We start from the raw sequence: 19,969 nt of genomic DNA, 5'->3' as shown, positions 1-19,969 counted from the left end.
TCTGTCGGCCGAACCGTGCCGGCACCCTTGGGGGAGGGCGCACCTCGGCGTCGTACCCACCCAACGGCGACCGAACCGTTCGTGTTCCCTCCGGTGGCCGCGTGCCCGGTGGGCACAATGGCCCGATGGACCTCGAGGGCGTCGCGCGCGACCTGTACGCGCTCGCCCCGCAGGAGTTCACCGCGGCCCGCAACGAGCGTGCCGCGCAGGCCCGGGCATCGGGCGAGCGGCCACTCGCCGACGAGGTCAGGCGCCTGCGCAGACCGTCCGCGGGGGCGTGGGTGCTCAACCTCCTCGCCCGCGAGCGCCCGGAGGACGTCGGCGCGGTCGTCGAGCTCGGCGCCCGGCTGCGCGAAGCGATGGGCGTGCTCGGCGCCGACGAGCTGCGCGCCCTCGACCGGCAGCGCCGCGACCTGACGCGCGCGGTGGCGGCGTCCGGGGCGGCCCTCGCCCGCGACGAGGGGCAGCGCGTCCCTGCGGCCACCCTCGCGGCGGTCGAGGAGTCGCTGCGCTCCGGGATGGTCGACGAGGGCGCCGGGGCCGCCCTCCTCACCGGCCTGGTCGTCGAGACGTTCTCCTCGACCGGTCTCGACCCGGTCGACCTCACGACGGTGCTCGCCGTGCCCGGGGCCGTCCCACCACGGCTCAGCGCGGTGTCCGGCTCGGACGCCTCGGCCGGCTCGGGCGGCTCGCGCGCGCCCTCCGACGACCCCGCGGCCGCGCACCGGGCCGTGGTCGCCGCCGCCCGCGCGGAGCTGGGCGCCGCCCGCGACGCCCGGGCCGCGGCGGAGGACGAGGCGGCCGCAGCGGCGCGGGCGGCGACACGGACCCGCACGGCCCGGCTCGAGCTCGAGGCCCGCCGGGACGAGCTGGCACGAGCGCTGCGGGCCACCGACACGGCGCTCGCCACGGCCGTCGCCGAGGAGGCCGCCGCCGAGGGAGCGGTCGAGGCGGCGGCCGGTGCCGTCGAACGGGCGCGGGCAGCGGAGGCCGAGGCGCGGGCGGCCGTCGACACCGCCCTGAGCCCGTGAGGTGAGGGCATCCTGTCCTGGGGCGAGCCGCCCCACCGACGAGAGGACCGTCCGTGCGACCGCCCACCCCTGACCCGCCCGAGACCCGCCCGCTGGCGGCCCTGTGGCACCGGTACCGCCGCTACCGTGGTCGGTTCGCCCTTGCCGTCGCGATGTCGGCCGTCAACAAGGTCGCCGACGTCGTCCCCGAGCTGCTCATCGGTGCGGCCGTCGACGTCGTCGTCCGCGGGTCCGACTCGTTCGTCGCGGCGGTCCTCGGCGTCGAGTCGCGCTACACCCAGCTGGTCTGGCTGGCCGTGGCCAACGCCGTCGTGTGGGTCGTCGAGTCGGCGAGCGAGTATGTCGCGGCCCTGCTGTTCCGGGGCCTCTCCCAGTCGGTCGAGCACGACCTGAGGGTCGACGCCTACGAGCACGCCCAGCGCCTCGACCTCGGCTGGCACGAGTCCCGGGCCCAGGGGGCGACCCTGGCCACGGTCAACGACGACGTCAACCAGCTCGAGCGGCTCCTCGACGTCGGCGTCCCGGCGATCTGGCAGACCTTCCTCAACATCGTCATCGTCGGCATCGTCTTCGCGGTCGCGTCGTGGCAGCTGCTCGTCCTCGCCTTCGTGCCGATCCCCGTCATCATCGTCGCCTCGTTGCGCTACCAACGGCGCCTCGAGCCGCTGTACCACCGGGTCCGCGAGGCGGTCGCGTCGCTGTCCGGGGTGCTGAGCGCGAACCTGTCCGGACTGGCGACGATCAAGGCCTTCGCCGCGGAGCGGGTCGAGGCGTCACGGGTAGCCGAGGCGTCGTCGCGCTACCGCGAGGCCAACGTCACCGCCATCCGGTCCTCCGCCGCCTTCGTCCCCCTGGTCCGGATGGCGATCCTCGCCGGCTTCACGTGCACCCTCCTCGTCGGCGGGTTCCGGGTCCTCGACGGCGACCTCGCCGTGGGGCTCTACTCGGTGCTCGTCTTCATGACCCAGCGGTTGCTGTGGCCCCTCACCGACGTCGCCGAGGTGCTCGACCTCTACCAGCGGGGCCGGGCCTCGACGGCGCGGATCCTCCGCCTGCTGGCCGAGCCCGTCGAGACCCGGGAGGGCGAGCTCGAGCTGCCCCGCTCCGGCACGCCCATGGGTGTCGAGTTCCGTTCCGTGAGAGCGGGGTACGGCGCTGGGCCCGACGTCCTCCACGGCATCGACCTCGTCGTGCCCGGCAGCGAGACGCACGCGGTCGTCGGGTCCACGGGGGCGGGGAAGTCCACCCTGCTCCGGCTGCTGCTGCGGTTCGACGACCCGCGCTCCGGTGAGGTCCGCGTCGGCGGCCACGACCTGAGGACGCTCACGTGGTCCTCGCTGCGCGGAGCCATCGGGTACGTCGCCCAGGACGTGCACCTGTTCGCGGGCACGGTGCGCGAGAACATCGCGTACGGGCGGCAGGGTGCGACCGACGCCGAGGTGCTGCGGGCGGCCGACCACTCCGCCGCGACCGAGGTCGTCGACCGGCTGCCAGGCGGGCTCGACGCCCGCGTCGGGGAGCGCGGCGTCACGCTCTCCGGTGGTCAGCGCCAGCGGCTCGCCCTCGCCCGCGCGCTGATCCGCGAGCCCGCGGTGCTCGTCCTCGACGAGGCGACGAGCGCGGTCGACAACGAGACCGAGGCGGCCATCCAGCGCTCGCTGCGCGAGGCCACGCGCGGACGCACTGCCCTCGTCGTCGCCCACCGCCTGTCCACCGTGCGGCACGCGGACCGGATCTGGGTCCTCGACGACGGGCGCGTCGCCGAGGCGGGGACCCACGACGAGCTCGTCGCCCTCGGCGGGACCTACGCCGGGCTGTGGGCGGTCCAGACCGGCGAGGCCGCCCCCACCTGACCGGGCCTCGTCCCGGCCTCCGCCCCTCCGACCCCCCGGCCCCCCGGGCGCCCGGGCGGGCGTCCATCACGCCCTCTGCCGCGACCTACCGCCTGGTCGGTGTCGCGATCGCGACCTCTACCAGGCGGTAGGTCGCGACGTCACCCCGGGTGAGGTGCGGGCATCCGTGGCGAGCGCGGGTCAGCGGCGGCGGGCCACCTTGCGGACGACCGCCTCGCCGCCCAGCTGGATCGCCTGGACGATGGCGATGAGGACGACGACCGTCGCGAGCATCAGCTCGGTGTTGAACCGCTGGTAGCCGTACTTGATCGCCACCGTGCCGAGGCCGCCCGCACCGATCGCGCCGGCCATCGCGGAGTAGTCGACGAACATGACGAGCGTGAGGGTCACACCGGCGAGGAGGGCTGGGAGCGCCTCCGGCAGGAGGACCTTCGCGATGACGTCCAGGTGCGTCGCGCCCATCGCCTGCGCCGCCTCGATCCGGCCCCGGTCGATCTCGCGGAGCGCGGTCTCGACGACCCGGCCGAAGAACGGCGCGGTCCCCGCGGTGAGGGGGACGATGGCGGCGGTCGCGCCGAGCGAGGTGCCGACGATCGCCCTCGTCACGGGGATCAGCACGATGAGGAGGATGAGGAAGGGCAGCGAGCGGCTGATGTTGACGAGCAGCCCGAGGGGGAGGTTGACCCACCGGTTGGGGAGCAGCCCGTCCGGCGCGGAGACGTAGAGGGCGATGCCGATGAGCAGCCCGAGGGCGAAGGTGAGGACGGCGGCGATCGCGACCATGTAGACGGTCTCGCCGAGCGCCTGCCAGAGGATCGGCACGTACTCGGAGAACGACCCGTCGGCGGCGGACAGGGTGGGGGCCGAGGCGCTCACGCGAGCACCTCCGTCCGGACGCCCTGGTCCGACAGGTAGCGCACCACCGCGTCGGTGGCCGGCGTGCCCCGGTCGGGTCGCGGTTCGAGGGCGACCTGGAAGCGGCCGACGTCCTGGGCGGAGATGCGCTCGATGGACCCCGCACGGATCGTCACGTCGACGTCGAGGTCGCGAGCCAGGCGGGAGAGGGCGGCCGAGCCGTGCGCCACGTCGGCGACGGTGAGGAGCAGGTGCGTCTCGCCCTGCTCGACCGGGGCGCCGCGCAGCGGCAGCAGGAGGCGCCCGAGTGCCGAGCCGGTGTCGAGCGCGAGGTCGGTGAGCCGGCCGGACTCGACGATCTGCCCCTCGGCGAGCAGCGCCGCCGACCCGCAGGCCGACCGGACGACCTCCATGTCGTGCGTGATGAGGACGACGGTGACGCCGAACGCCTCGTTGACCTCGCGCAGCAGCCCGAGGATCTGCTGGGCCGTGCGCGTGTCGAGGGCCGAGGTCGCCTCGTCGCAGAGGAGGACGCGCGGCGACCCGGCGAGGGCCCGGGCGATGCCGACCCGCTGCTTCATCCCCCCGGACAGCCGCGAGGGGTGCTCGTCGGCGCGGTCGGCGAGGCCGACGATCTCGAGGATCTCGCGGGCCCGTGCCTCGCGCCGGCGACGGTCGATGCCACGCAGCTCGAGGGGGAACGCGACGTTCCCCAGCACGGTCCGCGACTCGAACAGGTGGAAGTGCTGGAAGATCATCCCGATCTTCTGCCGACGGCGGCGGAGCTCACCGGCGGGAAGGCCGGTGAGCTCCACCTCGTCGAGGAGGACCCGCCCCGACGTGGGCCGTTCGAGCAGGTTGAGGCAGCGGATCAGGGTGCTCTTGCCGGCGCCGGAGTGACCGACGATGCCGAACACCTCACCCTCGGGGATGTCGAGGGTGATCCCCTTGAGCGCCTCGACCCGTTCGGGTCCGTCGCCGAACGTCTTGACGAGATCCTCGGTGCGGAACATCGGTCAGTTGCCTCCGGCGACCGGGATGACCGAGCCCGGGTAGGTCCTGTCGATGAACGCGGCGACCTCGGGGCCCTCGAGGATCTGCGCGAGCGCGGTGACCCGAGGGTCGTCCTTCAGCGCGGTCGGGACCGTGAGGATGTTGGCGTACGGGTTGCCGGCCGCCTTCTCCAGCAGCAGCGCGTCCTCGGCAGGCTTCAGGCCCGCCTCGAGCGCGACGTTGCCGTTGACGAGGCCGAGGGCCGCGTCGGGGAGCGAGCGCGGGATCTGCGCCGGCTCGACCTGGCGGAACTCGAGGTTCCTCGGGTTCGACACGATGTCGGCCTCGGTGATCTTCAGCGCCGCGGCGGAGGTGTCGCCGAACTGGTACGGGAGGGTGATGAGGCCCGCCTCCTGGAGGAGGTAGAGGCCGCGGGCCACGTTGCTCACGTTGTTCGACAGGAGCACGAGGCCGCCGTCGGGGACCTGCGTGAGATCGGTGACCTTCTCGGAGTAGATGCCGTAGGGCTCGACGTGGACGGTCGCGCCGACCTCGAGGTCGGTGTAGCCCTTGTCGGCGCTGTCGGACTCGAGGTAGGGCACGTGCTGGAAGTAGCTGACGTCGGCGTCGCCGTTCTCGACGACGTCGTTGCCGTTGACGCCGTCGGTCTCCTCGATGACCTGCAGCTCGAACTCGCCCTCGGCGAGCTCGTCGTTGACGTACTTCAGGATCTCGGCGTGCGGTGTGACGGAGGCGAACACGCGCAGCGGGGCATCGGCGGCGCTGTACTTCGAGGGCTCGCCGGACGACCAGGGCCGCCAGACGAGGAGGGCGGCCGCGACGACGGCGATGACGGCCACGACGGCGATGACGACCTTCGTGCGGTTGCCGCGGCCCTCGGGCTCGAGCTCGGTGAGGGAGGCCCCGCCGCTCGGCGGGATCGTGGCGGTGGACCCGGGGTGGGTCTCGTTCTCGGACATGGGTTTCTCTCTCTGTGTGTGTGGGCCGTGCGGGCACGGCGGGGCGACCGGTGCGGTGACCGCGTCGGTGCGGGACGGAACGGGTGGTGGTGCGGGGGGTCGGTCAGGGACGCGCGGTGGGGCCCGGCGGCCGGGGTGGTGCCGGCGCCGGGGCGCACCGCCTCGGACATCGGCGCCCCCGGGCGGACACGGCGGTCACGCGGTGGGGTTCCACTGCGGGTCCTCGAGGAGGTCGGCGTGGTGGCGACGGGCCACCTCGGGGTGCGAACGGAGCCACCCGACGAGGGCCTTGCGGCCGTACTCGGCGTAGATGGGGTTCGCGGGGTCCTGCTCGACGCCGCGGGCCCGGGCCGCGAGCTCGGCGGGCAGGGCGATCGGCGGGACCGCCGCGGAGTAGCGCGGCGCGAGGAAGAAGGGCACCGAGTAGCGGTCGGCCCCGTCGCGGGGGGCGACGACGCGGTGGACGTTGGCCCGCAGGTAGCCGCCCGTCGCGACCTCGAGGGCCTCGCCGACGTTGACGACGAGGGTGCCCGGCACCGGCGTCGCCTCGATCCACCCGCCGTCGTCGGCGCGGACCTCCAGCCCCTGGTGCTCGTCCTGGAGGACGAGGGCGAGCCAGCCGTAGTCCTTGTGCGCCCCGACGCCCTGGCCCGCGTCGGCCGGTGCGAGACCGACGGGCGGTGCCGGGTAGCGGACGAGCTTGGTCGTCGTCACGGCCTCGTCGTCGAACCAGCGGTCGAACCAGCCCGCGTCGGCACCCAGCGCCTCGGCGAGGAGGGCCAGGACGGTCCGCGCGACCCGACCGGCCTCGGCCTGGTAGCGCAGCACGGCAGGACGCAGCTCGGGCACCCGCTCGGGCCACTGGTTCGGCCCGACGAGCCGGAGGTGGGGAGGGTCGTCGGGACCGAGGGCGATGGCGTCGCGTTCGTCGCCGATGTCGAGCTGCTCGCGCTCGTCGGGCTTCCCGAGGGTGTGCTCGGTCGCCAGGCTCGTGTAGCCGCGGAAGTGGGGTGAGCGCAGGTTCGAGATGCGGCGACGCTCGTCCTCGGGCAGGGCGAAGAAGGTGCGCGTGGCGGCGAGGAGGTCGGCCTCCACGGCGCGGGGGATGCCGTGGCCGGCGACGGAGAAGAAGCCGAGCTCGTGCGCGGCACCACGGAGCCGGTCGAGGGTGTCGGCGCGCTCGGCGGCGGAGCGGCCGGCGGCCTCGAGGTCGACGAGGGGGAGGGTGCGTGCGGCGACGGCCCGGGGTGGTCCGGGGCGTGAGGCGGTGGCGGTCACGAGGAGTCCTTGTCGGTCAGGGAGGCGCTGGGGGCCGGGAGGCCCGCTCGGGTCCGGCGACGGTGCCGGTCGGTGCCGCGGAGGCGGCCGGGGGCCGGACGCGCATCGGCGCCGGGCGGGTCCGGGGGCGAGCGCGAGAGAGCGCCACCCCGCCGGTGTCAGGACCGGCGACAGGACTCGGGACAGCAGGCGCGCATGAGGGTCCGGATGGCACGACGGCGACCGGATACCTCACCAGTGCTTTGGCTCTGCATAAGTGGAAGTTATATCACGGTGGCTGACGGGCGGCAGCCACGGCCATGAGCCGTGGGCCGCTGCGGGCCTGCCGGTCGCTGGCCCCCGAGATTGCCCCGTCACCAATCCGCAGGTCAGAGGCCTGGACCCCTACTGTGGGCTGCTCAGCCACACACTCTCGCGGGGGCCGACCGGCTGTTCGCGCCCGGAAGAACAGGAGCACCACCGATGGTCGACGACCCGACTCCGCTCACCGACGAGGAACTGGCCCTCGAGGGCGGCACCGCACTCCCCGACAAGGAGGTCATCAGCCTCCTCGACCTCAACGCCGACCTCGACCTCGGGCTCGACGCGGCCGCGCCGATCGACCTCGCAGTCGCGGCCAACGCGAACGTCGCGGCCCCCATCGACGCGGCCGTCGGCGCCAACGTCCTGTCCGTGGGGTCGCAGGCCCAGGCGATGGCCGACCAGGGCGTCATCATCGACCAGGGGATCACCGGGGAGGCCGTGGCCCACGGCCAGCAGGACAGCACGATCGACCAGGCCGGCGAGCCGACCACCGGGGGTACCGACACCGGGGGCACCGACACCGGGGGCACCGACACCGGGGGCACGCCCATCGAGCCCACCGACCCCAGCGACACCGGCTCGGTCCTCGACGGCGACCTCCTCGACGTCGACGTCGACCTGGCCGCCGACCTCGACCTGGCCGCGCCCGTCGCGGGTGCCGTCGCCGCGAACGCCAACGTCGCCGCACCCATCGACGCAGCCGTGGCGGCCAACGTCGCATCCGTCGACTCGGACGCGGTCGCGATCGCCCAGCAGGACGCGATCATCACCCAGGACATCGACGCCGACGCCAGCGCCACCACCGAGCAGACGTCCGACATCCAGCAGTGACCAGCCGGTGAAGGACCTCTCCGGGGCCGGTGGTGCCGTGGCGGGGGCGGGGGCCGTGGCCCCTGCCCCCGCCGGCACGCCCACGCCCCCCACGGGGGCCCCGGCGCGCGCCGACGGCCTCGTCCTCATCGGTGAGGTCCCCGGCTCGGGCTACCGCGAGCCGCCTTCGCTGGTGCGCCGCGCTGACGGCCAGACGATCCAGCTGACTCCGCTCCTCTACGCCGCCCTGGAGGCCGTCGACGGGCACCGCACGCCGGGCGCCGTGGCCGACGAGCTCACTCGTTCCACGGGGCGTGCGGTCAGCGCCGACAACGTCGAGACCCTCGTCGGGCGCCTGCGCGAGCTGGGCCTCCTGCGCCGGGCCGACGGCAGCGAGCCCGAGCTCAAGCGCTCGAACCCCCTTCTCGCACTGCGGATGCGCTACGTCGTCACCGACGAGGACGCCACCCGCCGGCTCACCACCCCGTTCGCGGTCCTCTTCGCGCCGGCCGTCGTCGTCCTCGTGACGCTGGCCTTCCTCGCCGTGTGTGCCTGGGTGCTCGTCGAGAAGGGGCTCGCCTCGGCCGCACACGACGCGTTCCACCAGCCCGCGCTGCTCCTCACGGTCTTCGCCGTGACCGTGCTCTCGGCGGGCTTCCACGAGTTCGGCCACGCGGCCGCCGCGCGGTACGGGGGTGCCCGGCCGGGGGCCATGGGCGCCGGCATCTACCTCGTGTGGCCCGCCTTCTACACCGACGTCACCGACAGCTACCGACTCGGCCGCGCCGGACGGGTCCGCACCGACCTCGGGGGCCTGTACTTCAACGCGATCGTCGCCCTGGTGATGTTCGGCGTCTGGTTCGGAACCGGCTGGGACGCCGTCCTCCTCGTCATCGCCACCCAGGTCCTCCAGATGGTGCGCCAGCTCGCTCCGCTCGTCCGCTTCGACGGCTACCACGTCCTCGCCGACCTCACCGGCGTCCCCGACCTCTACCACCGGATCGGACCGACCCTCGCCTCGTTGCTGCCGTGGCGCTGGGGCTCGCCCGAAGCGACGGTCCTCAAGCCGTGGGCGCGGGCCGTCGTGACGGTCTGGGTCCTCGTCGTCGTGCCCGTGCTCGTCGCGACCGTGCTGCTCATGGTCGTCTCGCTCCCCCGCGTGCTCGCCACGGCGGCCTCGGGCCTGTCCGAGCAGTGGGTCCTGCTCTCCGACCGGTTCGCCGAGGGCGACGTCCTCGGCACGTCGGCGCGCGTGCTCGGCGTCATCGCGATCGCCTTCCCGGTGTTGGCGACCCTGCTGCTCCTCGTCCGCGCGGTCCGTCAGGTGGCGACCCGCACGTGGCGGCGCACCGAGGGCCGGCCCGCCGGTCGGGCCCTCGCCGGCGTGCTCGCGGCAGCCCTGGTGGCAGGGCTCGCGTGGGCCTGGTGGCCGAACTCCGGCGCCTACCGGCCCATCGAGGCCTACGAGCGCGGCTCCCTCCGCGACGCCGTCCCCGCCCTGACCCGCGCGACCCCCGAGGGTCTCGTCGAAGGTCGGACGAGCCACGCGACCACCCTGTGGCCGGCCGAGGGCGAACTGCCCACCTCGGCCGAGCCGGCGCTGTCGGTCGTCCTCGTCCCCCAGGACGGAGGGACCGAGGGGGCCCTGCCCACGTGGGTCTTCCCGTTCGACCGGCCGCTGCCTCCGGAGGACGGCGACAACCAGGCCCTCGCCGTCAACACGACCGACGGGGGCACCCTCTACGACGTGGCCCTCGCCCTCGTCTGGGCCGAGGACGACACCGTCCTCAACACGAACGAGGCCTACGCCTTCGCCAGCTGCACCGGGTGCCAGACCGTGGCGGTGGCCTTCCAGGTCGTCCTCATCGTCGGATCGGCCGACGTCGTCGTCCCGCAGAACCTCTCGGCCGCGGTCAACTACGCCTGCATCGCGTGCGTGACCGTCGCCCTCGCGCAGCAGCTCGTCATCACCGTCCCCGGCGAGCTCGATGCCGCGGCACGCCAGCGCCTCGAGGCGTTGTGGGCCGAGATCGCGGCCTTCGGCGCCTCGATCGAGGGCCTCTCCCTGTCGGAGATCCGGGCTCGGCTCACGTCGTACGAGACCCTCATCCTCGAGGCCGTCGGCGTCAGCCCGGGGGCGCCGTCGACGCCGTCGCCCAGCCCGTCCCCGTCGGGCACGGCGCCCGCCGGGCCCGCGCCGACGAGCAGCGACGGCGAGGTGCCGACGCCCTCGACGTCGGCCGACCCGCCTGCACCGGAGCCGTCACCCTCCGCTCCTCCTGAGCCCGAGCCGTCGCCGGAACCCAGCGGGTCACCCTCGCCCGCACCCGAGCCGTCCGCAGTGCCGGAGCCGTCGACGTCACCGTGAGGCCGTGCGGCTCACGGCGAGCGACCCTTCCGCCGACGGTGAGGAGGCCGCGGGCCCGCTGACCGGCTCGCGACCCGCCCCGGCCTGCTGACGGGAGGAAGGTCGGGGAACTACCCTCGGCACATGATGGTGGCGCTCAGGGGGCGCCCACTCGTCGTCCGGGTGGGGATGATGCTCGCCGCCCTCGCCGCCCTCATCGCGGTCGCGGGGTGGCAGTGGTCTGCCGGCCGCACGGAGGCCCGCCTCAACGAGGACCTCTTCGTCGATTGCCTGAGCCGCGCGCAGACCCCCCGGGACGCCCGGCAGTGCACCGTCGAGTTCTACGACCGGCGCGACCAGCAGCTGGCGCAGGCCGACGAGGGGCAGCGGGTCGCCGCGGGCGTCCTCCTCGCCGAGGGCGTGACCCGGCCGGCTCCGACCGACCCGACGCGGCCCGACGTCCCGGTGCCGGCACCCACGGGTCCGACCGCGGCGGACACCTCGACGGACGACTCGTCGGGCACGGACCTCGGGTCGGCCCTTCCCGACCGCCCCGCTCCCCCGGGCAGCGCGGTCGGGGGCGAGGTCGTCACCGCCCAGGAGCCGTCGGCCCCCGAGCCGCCCCCCACAGAGCAGCCGGCCGCCGCACCCACGCAGCCCGAGCCGTCCGTGACGTCGCCGACGACGACGTGTGCCGCCGCCCAGGCCTCGACCACCGCGGCGCCGACGTCGTGCCCGGGGACCGGCGGCCAGGGCAGCCAGGGCGACCAGGCACTGGCACCTGCGACCGGACCGGGCAAGGCCCGGCCGGCCGCCACCGGCGGGCCCTGACCCTCACGCCGCACCTCCGGGTCCCCGTTCATACCCCACAGGGGTATGATGGACGACTCAGCCCACGAGCCACGACCCGGAGGTCCGCATGTCCGCCGTCACCACCACCTACGCCGTCACGGGGATGACGTGCGGCCACTGCGCAGCCTCGGTGAGCGAGGAGGTGGGCGCCCTCCCCGGCGTCACCGACGTGTCCGTCGACGTGCCCACCGGCGCCGTCACGGTGACGAGCGCCGAGGCGCTGGAGCTCGACGAGGTCCGGTCCGCGGTCGAGGAGGCCGGCTACCGGCTCGCCTGACGCGCGGTCCGCCAGAGGGCGAGGGCGAGGTCGACCGCCCGCGGCGTCAGGCCAGGGAGAGGAACAGCTTCTCGAGGGTCGCGGCGTCCTCGTCGGTCATCCCGTCCGGGGACGCGGCGCAGCCCCGCAGGCCGGAGGAGACGACGGCGAAGCCCGCACGGTCGAGGGCCTTCTTGGCGGCCACGAGCTGGTGCACGACCTCCCGGCAGTCGCGCCCCTCCTCGATGAGGCGGACGACCCCGCCGATCTGCCCCTGGGCGCGGCGGAGCCGGTTGACGACGGGCGCCATGTCGGTGGCGGCGAGGACGACCATGGGTCGGGTTCCCTTCGGACGGCGGTGCCGGGCGTGGTCAGGCGACGGTCACGCCCGTCGCGAGGTGGGTACGGCTCGATTTGACGGGGATACCCCCGGGTGTATTACGGTCACTGTATGCGATACCCCCCCGAGTATCAATCGCTGCCCGGCCCCGGCCCCGACGCCGACGAGGCAGTTCCGTCGAAGGGATCCCGCATGACGACCACGCACGCGCCGACCCCGACCGAGCCGGTCGTCATCGCCATCGACACACCGTCACTGGGCGACCGCTCCTACCTCGCCCACGACGGCACCGTCGCCCTCGTCGTCGACCCGCAGCGTGACATCGACCGCGTCCTCGCCCTCGCCGCGGAGCAGGGGGTTCGGATCACGCACGTCTTCGAGACCCACCTCCACAACGACTACGTGACGGGCGGCCTCGCCCTCGCGCGGAGCACGGGCGCCGCGTACCACGTCAACGCCGACGACGACGTCGCCTTCGAGCGCACCCCGGTCCGTGACGGTGACACCGTCGACGTCTCCCCGACCCTGGCGGTCCGGGCCATCGCGACGCCCGGCCACACGTTCACCCACCTCTCCTACGCCCTCGAGTCGGCGGCGGGCGTCGTCGCGGTCTTCACCGGCGGCGCCCTCCTGTACGGCACGACCGGGCGGCCCGACCTCCTCGGGCCCGACCACACGCACGACCTGGTCCACCACCAGTTCGACTCCGCCCACCGCCTCGCCGACGAGCTGCCCGACGTCGCGGAGGTGCTCCCCACCCACGGGTTCGGGTCGTTCTGCTCCCCGGGCTCGGCCGGCGGGGCCACGTCCTCGACCATCGGCGCGGAGCGGCGGGCCAACCCGGTGCTCACCCGGCCGGAGTCGGAGTGGGTCGAGCAGACCCTCGCCGACCTCGAGGCCTACCCCGCGTACTACGCGCACATGGCCCCCGCCAACGCCGCCGGCCCCGTCGCGGCCGACCTCTCCGCGCCGCGGCGGGCCGACCGCGACGCCATCGCCGCGAGCCTCGCCGCCGGTGAGTGGGTGGTCGACCTGCGCACGCGGACCGCCTTCGCCGCAGGGCACGTGACCGGCACCCTGAACATCGGCGTCGACGGACAGTTCGCGACCTACCTCGGCTGGCTCATCCCCTGGGGAACACCCCTCACCCTCCTCGGCGAGAGCCCCGCGCAGGTGGCCGAGGCCCAGCGCGAGCTCGTCCGCATCGGCATCGACCACCTCGAGGGCGCGGCCACCGGGTCGCCCGAGGAGTGGACCGAGGGACCGCTGGGCCGCCTCGAGCGCGCGGACTTCGCCGACCTCGCGCAGGTGCGCCACCACCGGCGGGTGGTCGTCCTCGACGTCCGGCGCGAGTCCGAGCACGAGGAGTCGCACATCGCCGGCGCCGTCAACATCCCCGTCCACGAGATCCTGGCCCGGCTCGACGAGGTCCCGGCCGGTGAGGTGTGGGTGCACTGCGCCAGCGGCTACCGCGCCTCCATCGCCGCCTCCGTCCTCGCTGCCCACGGCCACCACGTCGTCGCCGTCGACGACGACTTCACGGCCCGAGCCCGCCTCTCCGGCCTCCCCCTGACCTCAGCCGCCTGACGGCCGAGCCCACTCACCCACCACGACCGAGGAGGACCACCCATGTGCCGAGCTGCCACGTGCCGGCTCTGCGGCAAGACGACCTGGGCCGGCTGCGGCCAGCACGTCGACCAGGTCATGGCCGGCGTCGCCCGCGCCGACCGCTGCCCCGGCCACACCGATGCCGAGCGCGCCGCCGCCACCGGGCCGACGCTGCTGGGGCGACTCCTCGGCCGCGGCTGACCACCCGGTCCCCCTCGTGACCGTCCTCGCCGTCCCCGTCGCCCTCGTCGTCGGGCTCGTCATCGGTGCCCTCGGTGGCGGCGGGGCGATCCTCACGGTCCCGGCCCTGGTCCACCTCGTCGGACAGAGCCCCCACGAGGCCACGACGAGCGCCCTCGTCATCGTCGGCACCACCTCGCTCGTCGCCCTCGTCCCCCACGCCCGACGCGGGAACGTCCGCCTCGGCCAGGGCCTGACCTTCGGACTGGTCGGGACCGTGGGGTCGGTAGCGGGCTCGACGCTCGGAGCCCGGACGTCCGATGACGTCCTGCTCCTGCTCTTCGCGATCCTCATGCTCGTCGTCGCCGCCCTCATGGCCCGGCGGGCCCTGTCGCCGTCGTCGTCCGTGGACCCCGACGAGCCGGCCGAGCCGATGCTGACCCTGCGCCCCCTCACCTGCGCGTGCCCGCGCGTCGTCCGGGTCGTCGTCACCGCCACCGTCGTCGGGCTGCTCACCGGCCTCCTCGGCGTCGGTGGCGGGTTCGTCCTCGTCCCCGCCCTGGTCCTGGCCCTCTCCCTCCCCACCCCGGTCGCCGTCGGCACCTCGCTCCTCGTCATCGCGGTCAACTCCGCGACCGCGCTGACCGCGCGCGTCGCCACGTCGGCGCAGACCGTCGACTGGCCCCTCCTCGCAGCGTTCACCACGATCGCGGTCATCGGCAGCCTGGTCGGCGCCCGGCTGGCCGGCCGCCTGCCCGCCCGCGCCCAGACCTCGGCCTTCGCGGCCCTCCTCGTGCTCGTGGCGAGCTACACCGGGGCCACCGCCCTCCTCGCGTGAGCCGTCAGCGCACCGGTGTGCCCGCCGGGGCGTCCGTCCTCCGCCGGGATGGACAGGTGCACCGCTCGCCGTGACCGAACCCTCGGCGCATCGTCGTGGAACGCACGGCCCGCGGGGAGGACAGTGGACGACACCGGCCGAGCCGCGGGTCCGTCGCGGGAAGGTCGGTCTCGAGGAAGGCAACGCAGTGGGACCCGTCCTCATGGCCCGTGTCCTCCGCGCGAGGCGCGAGATCCAGCGGCGCGAGCCGTGGCCGCGCGAGCGTCTCGTCGCCCACCGGGAGCGGGCCCTGCGAGAGCTGCGGCAGTACGCCCTGCACCACTCGCCCTTCTACCGACGCTTCCACCGCGGGTTCGAGGACGCGCCCCTCGCCGAGCTGCCGGTGCTGTCCAAGGCCGTCCTCATGGAGCACTTCGACGAGGTGGTCACCGACCCCTCCCTCCACCTGCGCGACCTCCGGGCCTTCCTCCGCGGCATGGCCGGCGGCGAGCGCTACGAGGGCCGGTACTACGTCGCCGCGACCGCCGGGACCACCGGGCACCCCGGTCTGTTCGCCTGGTCGGCCTCGGAGTGGGCGGCCGTCCTCGCCTCCTACAGCCGCCCCTACGCCTGGGGCGGGGTGCGGCTACGGCTGACCCGCCGCACGCCGATGGCCGTCGTGAGCTCGACCACCCCGTGGCACCAGTCGGCCCTCGTCGGCGCGACCGTGGACAGCCGGTTCCTGCCCACCCTGCGGATCGACTCGGGCTCACCGCTGGACGAGGTCACCGCTCGCCTCGACTCCTTCCGGCCGGAGGTCCTCGTCGGGTACGCCTCCATGCTGCGGGTCCTCGCGGCCGAGCAGGAGGCCGGCCGTCTGCACATCACTCCGGCCGCCGTGTTCAGCGCCTCCGAGGTCCTCGGCGACGGAGGCAGGCGCGCCATCGAGACAGCCTGGGGCAGTGCGCCGTTCGACGTCTACGCCGCCACCGAGACCGCGGGCATCGGCGCGGAGTGCGAGGCACACCGCGGTCTGCACCTGTTCGAGGACCTGGTCGTCGTCGAGAACGTCGACGACCGGGACGAGCCGGTCGACCGCGGGAGCTACGGCCACAAGGTGCTGGTCAGCGTGCTGGGCTCCCGCACCCTCCCCCTCATCAGGTACGAGCTCACGGACAGCGTGCGCCTCACCGCCGACGACGCGCCCTGCCCGTGCGGACGCGCCTTCACGCGCATCGACGGGATCCAGGGGCGCGAGGAGGATGCGCTGCGGTTGCCGGCACCGGGCGGCGCCGAGGTCCTCGTGCAGCCGGCGGTCTTCCACGCGGTCATGGACACCGTGGACCTCACCGGCTGGCAGGTGGCCCAGGAGGACGACGGCCTCACGGTGCGCGTCACCGGGCTCGCCCCGGCCGAGGGGCCGGTGCTCGGCCGGGCACTCCGCGTCGCGCTGACGCGCGCCGGCGCCGCGGACCAGGAGGTCCGGGTGCACCGGGTGGAGCGGCTGGCGCGGACACCCCTCGGCAAGGTCCCGCTGATCCGGGCCGCACGACCGCGGTGATCCACCGCTGCGGCGGGGGTCAGGTGCGGTAGGAGAGCGTCGTCATCATCCCGCTCTCCGCGTGGTAGACGTTGTGGCAGTGGGCGGCCCACTGCCCGGGGTTGGTGGCGTCGAGCTCGACGTCGACGGCGTCCATCGGACGGACCACGACCGTGTCCTTGCGCGCACCACCGGTCGCGAGGGCGAAGGTGTGGCCGTGCACGTGGACCGGGTGGAACATCATCGAGGCGTTGCGCAGACGCAGCCGGACCCGTTCACCGGCGCGGACCGCCAGCGGCGCCGCGTCCTCGAAGGTGTCGCCGTTGATGGTCCAGCGGTAGGGCGCCATCGAGCCGGCGAGGACGAGGTCGTGGCTGCGGTCCACCGACCGCCGGGTGAGGCGGACGCCCTCGTCCGCGACGAGGTCCGTGCCGGACAGCAGGCGCCCGTCCAGCTCACCGGGCCGCAGCGACTCGGGTGGGACGCTGCCACCGCTCGTACGGACCAGGGACCTCGCCGACCCGGACTTGCCCTCGGCCACCGCGACGAACGGGAAGACGCCGTCGCCGAGCGTCACCGCGATGTCGTACCGCTCCCCCATCCCGACCAGCAGGGCGTCGGTGTCCTGCGGCCGGACGGCGAAGCCGTCGCTGTGGGTGACGGTGAGCGAGTGGCCGGCCAGCGCCACCCGGAACGCGGTGTCCGCACCGGCGTTGACCAGACGGATCCGCAGCCGCTGCCCGGGACGGGCGGTCAGGACGTCCGGTGCCGACGGCAGCCGGCCGTTGGCGAGGTAGTACGGGTAGTCGACGTCCCCGGCGCCCCCGAGCGTGGCGGTCATCATGCCCCCACCCATCCCCATCGAGCCGTGCCCCATGCCCGGGTGACCACGCTCGGCCGAGCCGGCCCGCAGGCCGTCGAGCACCCCGTCGGGGGTTCGGCCGGTCCCGTCGACCCAGTCGTCGAGGACGAGGACCCACTCCTCGTCGTACCCACCGGCCTCGGCCGGGTCCTCGACGACGAGTGCGCCGTACAGCCCCCGGTCCAGCTGGACGCCGGTGTGCGGGTGGTAGAAGTACGTGCCGGGGTCGGGGACGGTGAACTCGTGGAGGAACCGGGCTCCCCCCGCGATCGGGTCCTGCGTCATGCCGGGCACCCCGTCCATGTCGTTGCGCAGCGCGATCCCGTGCCAGTGGACGCTCGTCTCCACGGGGAGCGCGTTGTCGACGCGCACCCGCAGGAGGTCACCGGCGCGGGCCCGCAGCACCGGCCCGGGCAGCGTGTCGCCGTAGGCCCAGGTCTGCACCACGCGCCCCCCGAGGTCGAGCGTGGCCGGCCGGGCGGTGAGCGTCGCGGAGACGACCCGCTGCCCGGCACGGCGGCGCGCCGCCTCGGCGGTGCGCACGGCGCCCGAGGTGGCGCCCACCGGGCTCCCGGACACGCCGCAGCCGCTCACCCCGGCCAGGCCCAGCAGCCCGGCGGCCGAGCCGAGGAGGGCGGTCCGCCGGTCGACGAGGTGGCGCGCAGCCACGGCGGCTCAGCGCCTCGCGTGCAGCGCCGACTGACGGGCGCGGTACTCGTCGGCGTCGATCTCGCCGCGGGCGAACCGCTCGTCGAGGATCTGCTCCGCCCGGTGGCCGCGGCCGTCCGGGTCGTCGGGCCGGCCCGGGCGCGTCCCCCGGAACAGGGCGACGACACCGAAGACGACGAGGGCCCAGAAGCCGATCGTGGTCAGGGCCATGAGCAGCCATCCGCCCCAACCCATCCCGTTGCTCCACATCATCAGGATCACCTCTCTTGTGTCGGTGACCCCACGGTGGCCGTGGCGCCCGGTTGTTGGCCCCCGCGTTCGATGAAGGTTCGCTGAAGAAGGGCGCACTGCCACCGGGAGGGGGGTGCCGCGGGTCGGAGCGGTGTCACGATGGCGTCATGGAACGGGAGAGCCGGTCGGCCACGCGGGGGGCGCCCGACGGTGCGGGCGGCCATCGCGGTGTCCGGGCGCTCGTGGTCGAGGACGAGGAGCCGATGGCCGCCCTCATCGGCAGCTACCTCGAGCGGGAGGGGTACGAGGTCCGCCTGACCGGGGACGGCCTGACCGCCGTCGACCTCGCCCGAGAGGTGGACCCCGACGTGGTGGTCCTCGACGTCGGCCTGCCCGGGCTCGACGGGATCGAGGTGTGTCGCCGGCTGCGGACCTTCTCGGACGCCTACGTCGTCATGGTGACCGCCCGCAACGACGAGGTCGACACGCTGGTCGGTCTCGGCGTGGGCGCCGACGACTACCTCACCAAGCCCTTCAGCCCCCGCGAGCTGATGGCCCGGCTGCGCGCCATGCTGCGCCGGCCACGGCCGCTGGGGACACAGTCCGGCGAGCCGTCGGACACCCGCCGGTTCGGCCTCCTGCGGCTCAGTCCCGCCGCCCGCGAGGTCTGGCTCGGCGACGAGCCGATCCCGTTGACCCGCACCGAGTTCGACGTGCTGGAGGCGCTCGCACGACACCCGGAGCGGGTGTTCACCCGTCGTCAGCTCATCAACGCGGTGTGGGACGAGAACTGGGTGGGCGACGACCACCTCGTCGACGTCCACGTGGGGCACCTGCGGCGCAAGCTCGGCGACGACGCGCAGGAGCAGCGCTTCATCCGCACGGTGCGCGGCGTCGGGTACCGGATGGGCACCGGTGGGTGAGGTGTCCGGCACCGCGGCCCCGGCACGCTCGGCGCGCTCGGGAGTGGCGCCGCGGCTGCTCGCCGCCCAGACCCTCGTGCTCGTGGCGGGCGCGGCGACGACGTGGGTCGTCGCCTCGGTCGTCGCCCCGAGCATCTTCCACGACCACCTCCAGCAGGCGGGCGTCGAGCACACGGCGGCGGAGACCACCCACGTCGACGAGGCCTTCGCCGACTCGCTCATCATCGCGCTCGGTGTCGCGCTGTTCGCGGCCGTCCTCCTCGCGCTCGTCGTCACCTGGTGGTTCACCCGGCGCATCCAGCGCTCGACCGCCGCCGTCGTCGACGCCGCCAGCCGGATCACCGAGGGGCGCTACTCGACGAGGATCCTCAGCCCGGGACTGGGGTCGGAGTTCGACCACCTCACCGACACGATCAACGACCTGGCCGCCCGCCTCGAGGACGTCGAGACGACGAGGCGCCGCATCCTCACCGACCTCGCCCACGAGATGCGCACCCCGATCGCGACGATCGAGGCCCACCTCGAAGCCGTCGAGGACGGCGTGCGCGAGCTCGACGAGCCGACCCTGGCGGTCCTCCACGGTGGGACGCGGCGCCTCCAGCGGCTGGCCGACGACATCCGGTCGGTCTCGCGGGCGGAGGAGGCCCACCTCGACCTGCGTCCCGTCCCGGTGTCGCTCGACGACCTCCTCGCGGCGGCCGTCGCCGGAGCCGCCAGCGCCTATGCCGCCAAGGGGGTGCGCCTCACCGTGTCCACGACGCCGCGCCTCCCCCTCGTCACGGTCGACGCCCAGCGGATGGCGCAGGTGGTCGACAACCTGCTCGACAACGCCCTCAACCACACGCCGGAGGGCGGGCTCGTCGAGGTCAGCGCATCACGACCCGACCCGCGGTGGGTCGCGGTCGAGGTCCGTGACACCGGGGCCGGAATCGCCCCCGAGCACCTGCCGCACGTGTTCGAGCGCTTCTACCGGGCCGACCCCGCTCGCAGCCGCAGCCCCGGGGGCAGCGGGATCGGGCTCACCATCAGCCGCGCCCTGGTCGAGGCCCACGGCGGGGGCCTGTCCGCCCGCAGCGACGGCCCGGGCACCGGCGCCACCTTCACGATCCGCCTCCCCGTGGCCCCCGGCTCGCCGACGACCTGACCCGCGCCGGAAGGAGCCACCCGCCTTCATCGGATCTTCACGGTACCCACCGGGCCCCCGTCATGGCACCGCCCTACGGTGATACCACCCGGGGGTA

General features: G+C 74.4%; 19 protein-coding genes. 12 read left to right on the top strand and 7 right to left on the bottom strand.

The window, feature by feature from the left end; genetic code table 11:
* The first annotated feature begins 125 nt into the window (after nucleotides 1–125).
* Nucleotides 126–1,031 carry a transposase gene (locus ACK8HX_RS06960; RefSeq protein WP_411939951.1) on the top strand — a complete coding sequence of 302 codons (906 nt, stop codon included), beginning with the start codon at nucleotides 126–128 and terminating at the stop codon, nucleotides 1,029–1,031.
* 53 nt (nucleotides 1,032–1,084) lie between these two features.
* Nucleotides 1,085–2,884, top strand: a complete 1,800-nt coding sequence (locus tag ACK8HX_RS06955) for an ABC transporter ATP-binding protein (RefSeq protein WP_411939950.1) — start codon at nucleotides 1,085–1,087, stop codon at nucleotides 2,882–2,884.
* A gap of 180 nt (nucleotides 2,885–3,064) precedes the next feature.
* On the opposite strand, the gene ACK8HX_RS06950 is transcribed toward ACK8HX_RS06955, so the two are convergent.
* From ACK8HX_RS06950 to ACK8HX_RS06935, 4 genes are all read right to left on the bottom strand, one after another.
* Nucleotides 3,065–3,760: a methionine ABC transporter permease gene (locus ACK8HX_RS06950; RefSeq protein ID WP_411939949.1), complete on the bottom strand. Its 696-nt coding sequence runs from the start codon at nucleotides 3,758–3,760 to the stop codon at nucleotides 3,065–3,067.
* On the bottom strand, nucleotides 3,757–4,752 hold the full coding sequence (locus ACK8HX_RS06945) for a methionine ABC transporter ATP-binding protein (protein ID WP_411939948.1): 996 nt from the start codon (nucleotides 4,750–4,752) through the stop codon (nucleotides 3,757–3,759). Before ACK8HX_RS06945 ends, ACK8HX_RS06950 begins: the two co-directional genes overlap by 4 nt.
* Before the next feature lie 3 nt (nucleotides 4,753–4,755).
* A complete protein-coding gene (locus ACK8HX_RS06940) occupies nucleotides 4,756–5,712 on the bottom strand; it encodes a MetQ/NlpA family ABC transporter substrate-binding protein (protein ID WP_411939947.1) in 957 nt (318 codons plus the stop codon).
* A 195-nt stretch (nucleotides 5,713–5,907) separates the two neighbouring features.
* Nucleotides 5,908–6,990, bottom strand: a complete 1,083-nt coding sequence (locus ACK8HX_RS06935) for an isopenicillin N synthase family dioxygenase (RefSeq protein ID WP_411939946.1) — start codon at nucleotides 6,988–6,990, stop codon at nucleotides 5,908–5,910.
* A 462-nt stretch (nucleotides 6,991–7,452) separates the two neighbouring features.
* Between ACK8HX_RS06935 and ACK8HX_RS06930 the strand changes: the two genes are divergently transcribed.
* The 4 genes from ACK8HX_RS06930 (at nucleotide 7,453) to ACK8HX_RS06915 (ending at nucleotide 11,579) form a co-directional block, all read left to right on the top strand.
* Nucleotides 7,453–8,124 (top strand): peptidoglycan-binding protein, encoded by a 672-nt coding sequence (locus ACK8HX_RS06930; protein WP_411939945.1) that lies wholly within the window; start codon nucleotides 7,453–7,455, stop codon nucleotides 8,122–8,124.
* A gap of 55 nt (nucleotides 8,125–8,179) precedes the next feature.
* Complete coding sequence (locus ACK8HX_RS06925) at nucleotides 8,180–10,471, top strand: hypothetical protein (protein WP_411939944.1); 2,292 nt, start codon at nucleotides 8,180–8,182, stop codon at nucleotides 10,469–10,471.
* A gap of 123 nt (nucleotides 10,472–10,594) precedes the next feature.
* Nucleotides 10,595–11,281 carry a hypothetical protein gene (locus tag ACK8HX_RS06920; RefSeq protein ID WP_411939943.1) on the top strand — a complete coding sequence of 229 codons (687 nt, stop codon included), beginning with the start codon at nucleotides 10,595–10,597 and terminating at the stop codon, nucleotides 11,279–11,281.
* Between the two features lie 88 nt (nucleotides 11,282–11,369).
* Complete coding sequence (locus ACK8HX_RS06915; protein WP_411939942.1) at nucleotides 11,370–11,579, top strand: heavy-metal-associated domain-containing protein; 210 nt, start codon at nucleotides 11,370–11,372, stop codon at nucleotides 11,577–11,579.
* Nucleotides 11,580–11,625: 46 nt separating this feature from the next.
* On the opposite strand, the gene ACK8HX_RS06910 is transcribed toward ACK8HX_RS06915, so the two are convergent.
* On the bottom strand, nucleotides 11,626–11,892 hold the full coding sequence (locus ACK8HX_RS06910) for a metal-sensitive transcriptional regulator (RefSeq protein WP_411939941.1): 267 nt from the start codon (nucleotides 11,890–11,892) through the stop codon (nucleotides 11,626–11,628).
* 198 nt (nucleotides 11,893–12,090) lie between these two features.
* Between ACK8HX_RS06910 and ACK8HX_RS06905 the strand changes: the two genes are divergently transcribed.
* The 4 genes from ACK8HX_RS06905 to ACK8HX_RS06890 all read left to right on the top strand — a co-directional run bounded on the left by ACK8HX_RS06905 (nucleotide 12,091) and on the right by ACK8HX_RS06890 (nucleotide 16,064).
* Nucleotides 12,091–13,485 (top strand): MBL fold metallo-hydrolase, encoded by a 1,395-nt coding sequence (locus ACK8HX_RS06905; protein WP_411939940.1) that lies wholly within the window; start codon nucleotides 12,091–12,093, stop codon nucleotides 13,483–13,485.
* 42 nt (nucleotides 13,486–13,527) lie between these two features.
* Complete coding sequence (locus ACK8HX_RS06900) at nucleotides 13,528–13,707, top strand: hypothetical protein (RefSeq protein ID WP_411939939.1); 180 nt, start codon at nucleotides 13,528–13,530, stop codon at nucleotides 13,705–13,707.
* A 16-nt stretch (nucleotides 13,708–13,723) separates the two neighbouring features.
* Nucleotides 13,724–14,524, top strand: coding sequence for a sulfite exporter TauE/SafE family protein (locus ACK8HX_RS06895; protein WP_411939938.1), 801 nt, complete (start codon nucleotides 13,724–13,726; stop codon nucleotides 14,522–14,524).
* A 202-nt stretch (nucleotides 14,525–14,726) separates the two neighbouring features.
* Nucleotides 14,727–16,064 (top strand): phenylacetate--CoA ligase family protein, encoded by a 1,338-nt coding sequence (locus ACK8HX_RS06890; RefSeq protein ID WP_411939937.1) that lies wholly within the window; start codon nucleotides 14,727–14,729, stop codon nucleotides 16,062–16,064.
* A 19-nt stretch (nucleotides 16,065–16,083) separates the two neighbouring features.
* On the opposite strand, the gene ACK8HX_RS06885 is transcribed toward ACK8HX_RS06890, so the two are convergent.
* Nucleotides 16,084–17,574, bottom strand: coding sequence for a multicopper oxidase family protein (locus ACK8HX_RS06885; RefSeq protein WP_411939936.1), 1,491 nt, complete (start codon nucleotides 17,572–17,574; stop codon nucleotides 16,084–16,086).
* A 6-nt stretch (nucleotides 17,575–17,580) separates the two neighbouring features.
* The gene (locus ACK8HX_RS06880) at nucleotides 17,581–17,826 is read right to left on the bottom strand and encodes an SHOCT domain-containing protein (RefSeq protein WP_411939935.1); all 246 of its coding nucleotides are present in this window, start codon (nucleotides 17,824–17,826) and stop codon (nucleotides 17,581–17,583) included.
* A 242-nt stretch (nucleotides 17,827–18,068) separates the two neighbouring features.
* On the opposite strand from ACK8HX_RS06880, the gene ACK8HX_RS06875 reads away from it, so the two are divergent.
* On the top strand, nucleotides 18,069–18,728 hold the full coding sequence (locus ACK8HX_RS06875; protein ID WP_411940334.1) for a winged helix-turn-helix domain-containing protein: 660 nt from the start codon (nucleotides 18,069–18,071) through the stop codon (nucleotides 18,726–18,728).
* Nucleotides 18,721–19,872 carry a sensor histidine kinase gene (locus ACK8HX_RS06870; RefSeq protein ID WP_411939934.1) on the top strand — a complete coding sequence of 384 codons (1,152 nt, stop codon included), beginning with the start codon at nucleotides 18,721–18,723 and terminating at the stop codon, nucleotides 19,870–19,872. The genes ACK8HX_RS06875 and ACK8HX_RS06870 overlap by 8 nt, the downstream gene beginning before the upstream one ends.
* Nucleotides 19,873–19,969 lie beyond the last annotated feature (97 nt).

Origin of the sequence: Oryzobacter faecalis (genome assembly GCF_046764005.1) — a bacterium.
In the GTDB taxonomy this organism is placed as follows: Bacteria; Actinomycetota; Actinomycetes; order Actinomycetales; family Dermatophilaceae; genus Oryzobacter; species Oryzobacter faecalis.
The sequence above is the reverse complement of the archived record's forward strand: the minus strand, read 5'-3'. Positions and strand labels throughout refer to the sequence as shown.

Excerpts from the sequence above, each read along its gene's own strand:
- ACK8HX_RS06880 (WP_411939935.1), bottom strand. The coding sequence starts at position 17,826 with ATGATGTGGAGCAACGGGATGGGTTGGGGCGGATGGCTGCTCATGGCC.
- ACK8HX_RS06875 (WP_411940334.1), top strand. The coding sequence starts at position 18,069 with ATGGCCGCCCTCATCGGCAGCTACCTCGAGCGGGAGGGGTACGAGGTC.
- ACK8HX_RS06905 (WP_411939940.1), top strand. The coding sequence starts at position 12,091 with ATGACGACCACGCACGCGCCGACCCCGACCGAGCCGGTCGTCATCGCC.
- ACK8HX_RS06920 (WP_411939943.1), top strand. The coding sequence starts at position 10,595 with ATGATGGTGGCGCTCAGGGGGCGCCCACTCGTCGTCCGGGTGGGGATG.
- ACK8HX_RS06915 (WP_411939942.1), top strand. The coding sequence starts at position 11,370 with ATGTCCGCCGTCACCACCACCTACGCCGTCACGGGGATGACGTGCGGC.
- ACK8HX_RS06910 (WP_411939941.1), bottom strand. The coding sequence starts at position 11,892 with ATGGTCGTCCTCGCCGCCACCGACATGGCGCCCGTCGTCAACCGGCTC.
- ACK8HX_RS06960 (WP_411939951.1), top strand. The coding sequence starts at position 126 with ATGGACCTCGAGGGCGTCGCGCGCGACCTGTACGCGCTCGCCCCGCAG.
- ACK8HX_RS06900 (WP_411939939.1), top strand. The coding sequence starts at position 13,528 with ATGTGCCGAGCTGCCACGTGCCGGCTCTGCGGCAAGACGACCTGGGCC.
- ACK8HX_RS06890 (WP_411939937.1), top strand. The coding sequence starts at position 14,727 with ATGGCCCGTGTCCTCCGCGCGAGGCGCGAGATCCAGCGGCGCGAGCCG.
- ACK8HX_RS06940 (WP_411939947.1), bottom strand. The coding sequence starts at position 5,712 with ATGTCCGAGAACGAGACCCACCCCGGGTCCACCGCCACGATCCCGCCG.
- ACK8HX_RS06945 (WP_411939948.1), bottom strand. The coding sequence starts at position 4,752 with ATGTTCCGCACCGAGGATCTCGTCAAGACGTTCGGCGACGGACCCGAA.
- ACK8HX_RS06930 (WP_411939945.1), top strand. The coding sequence starts at position 7,453 with ATGGTCGACGACCCGACTCCGCTCACCGACGAGGAACTGGCCCTCGAG.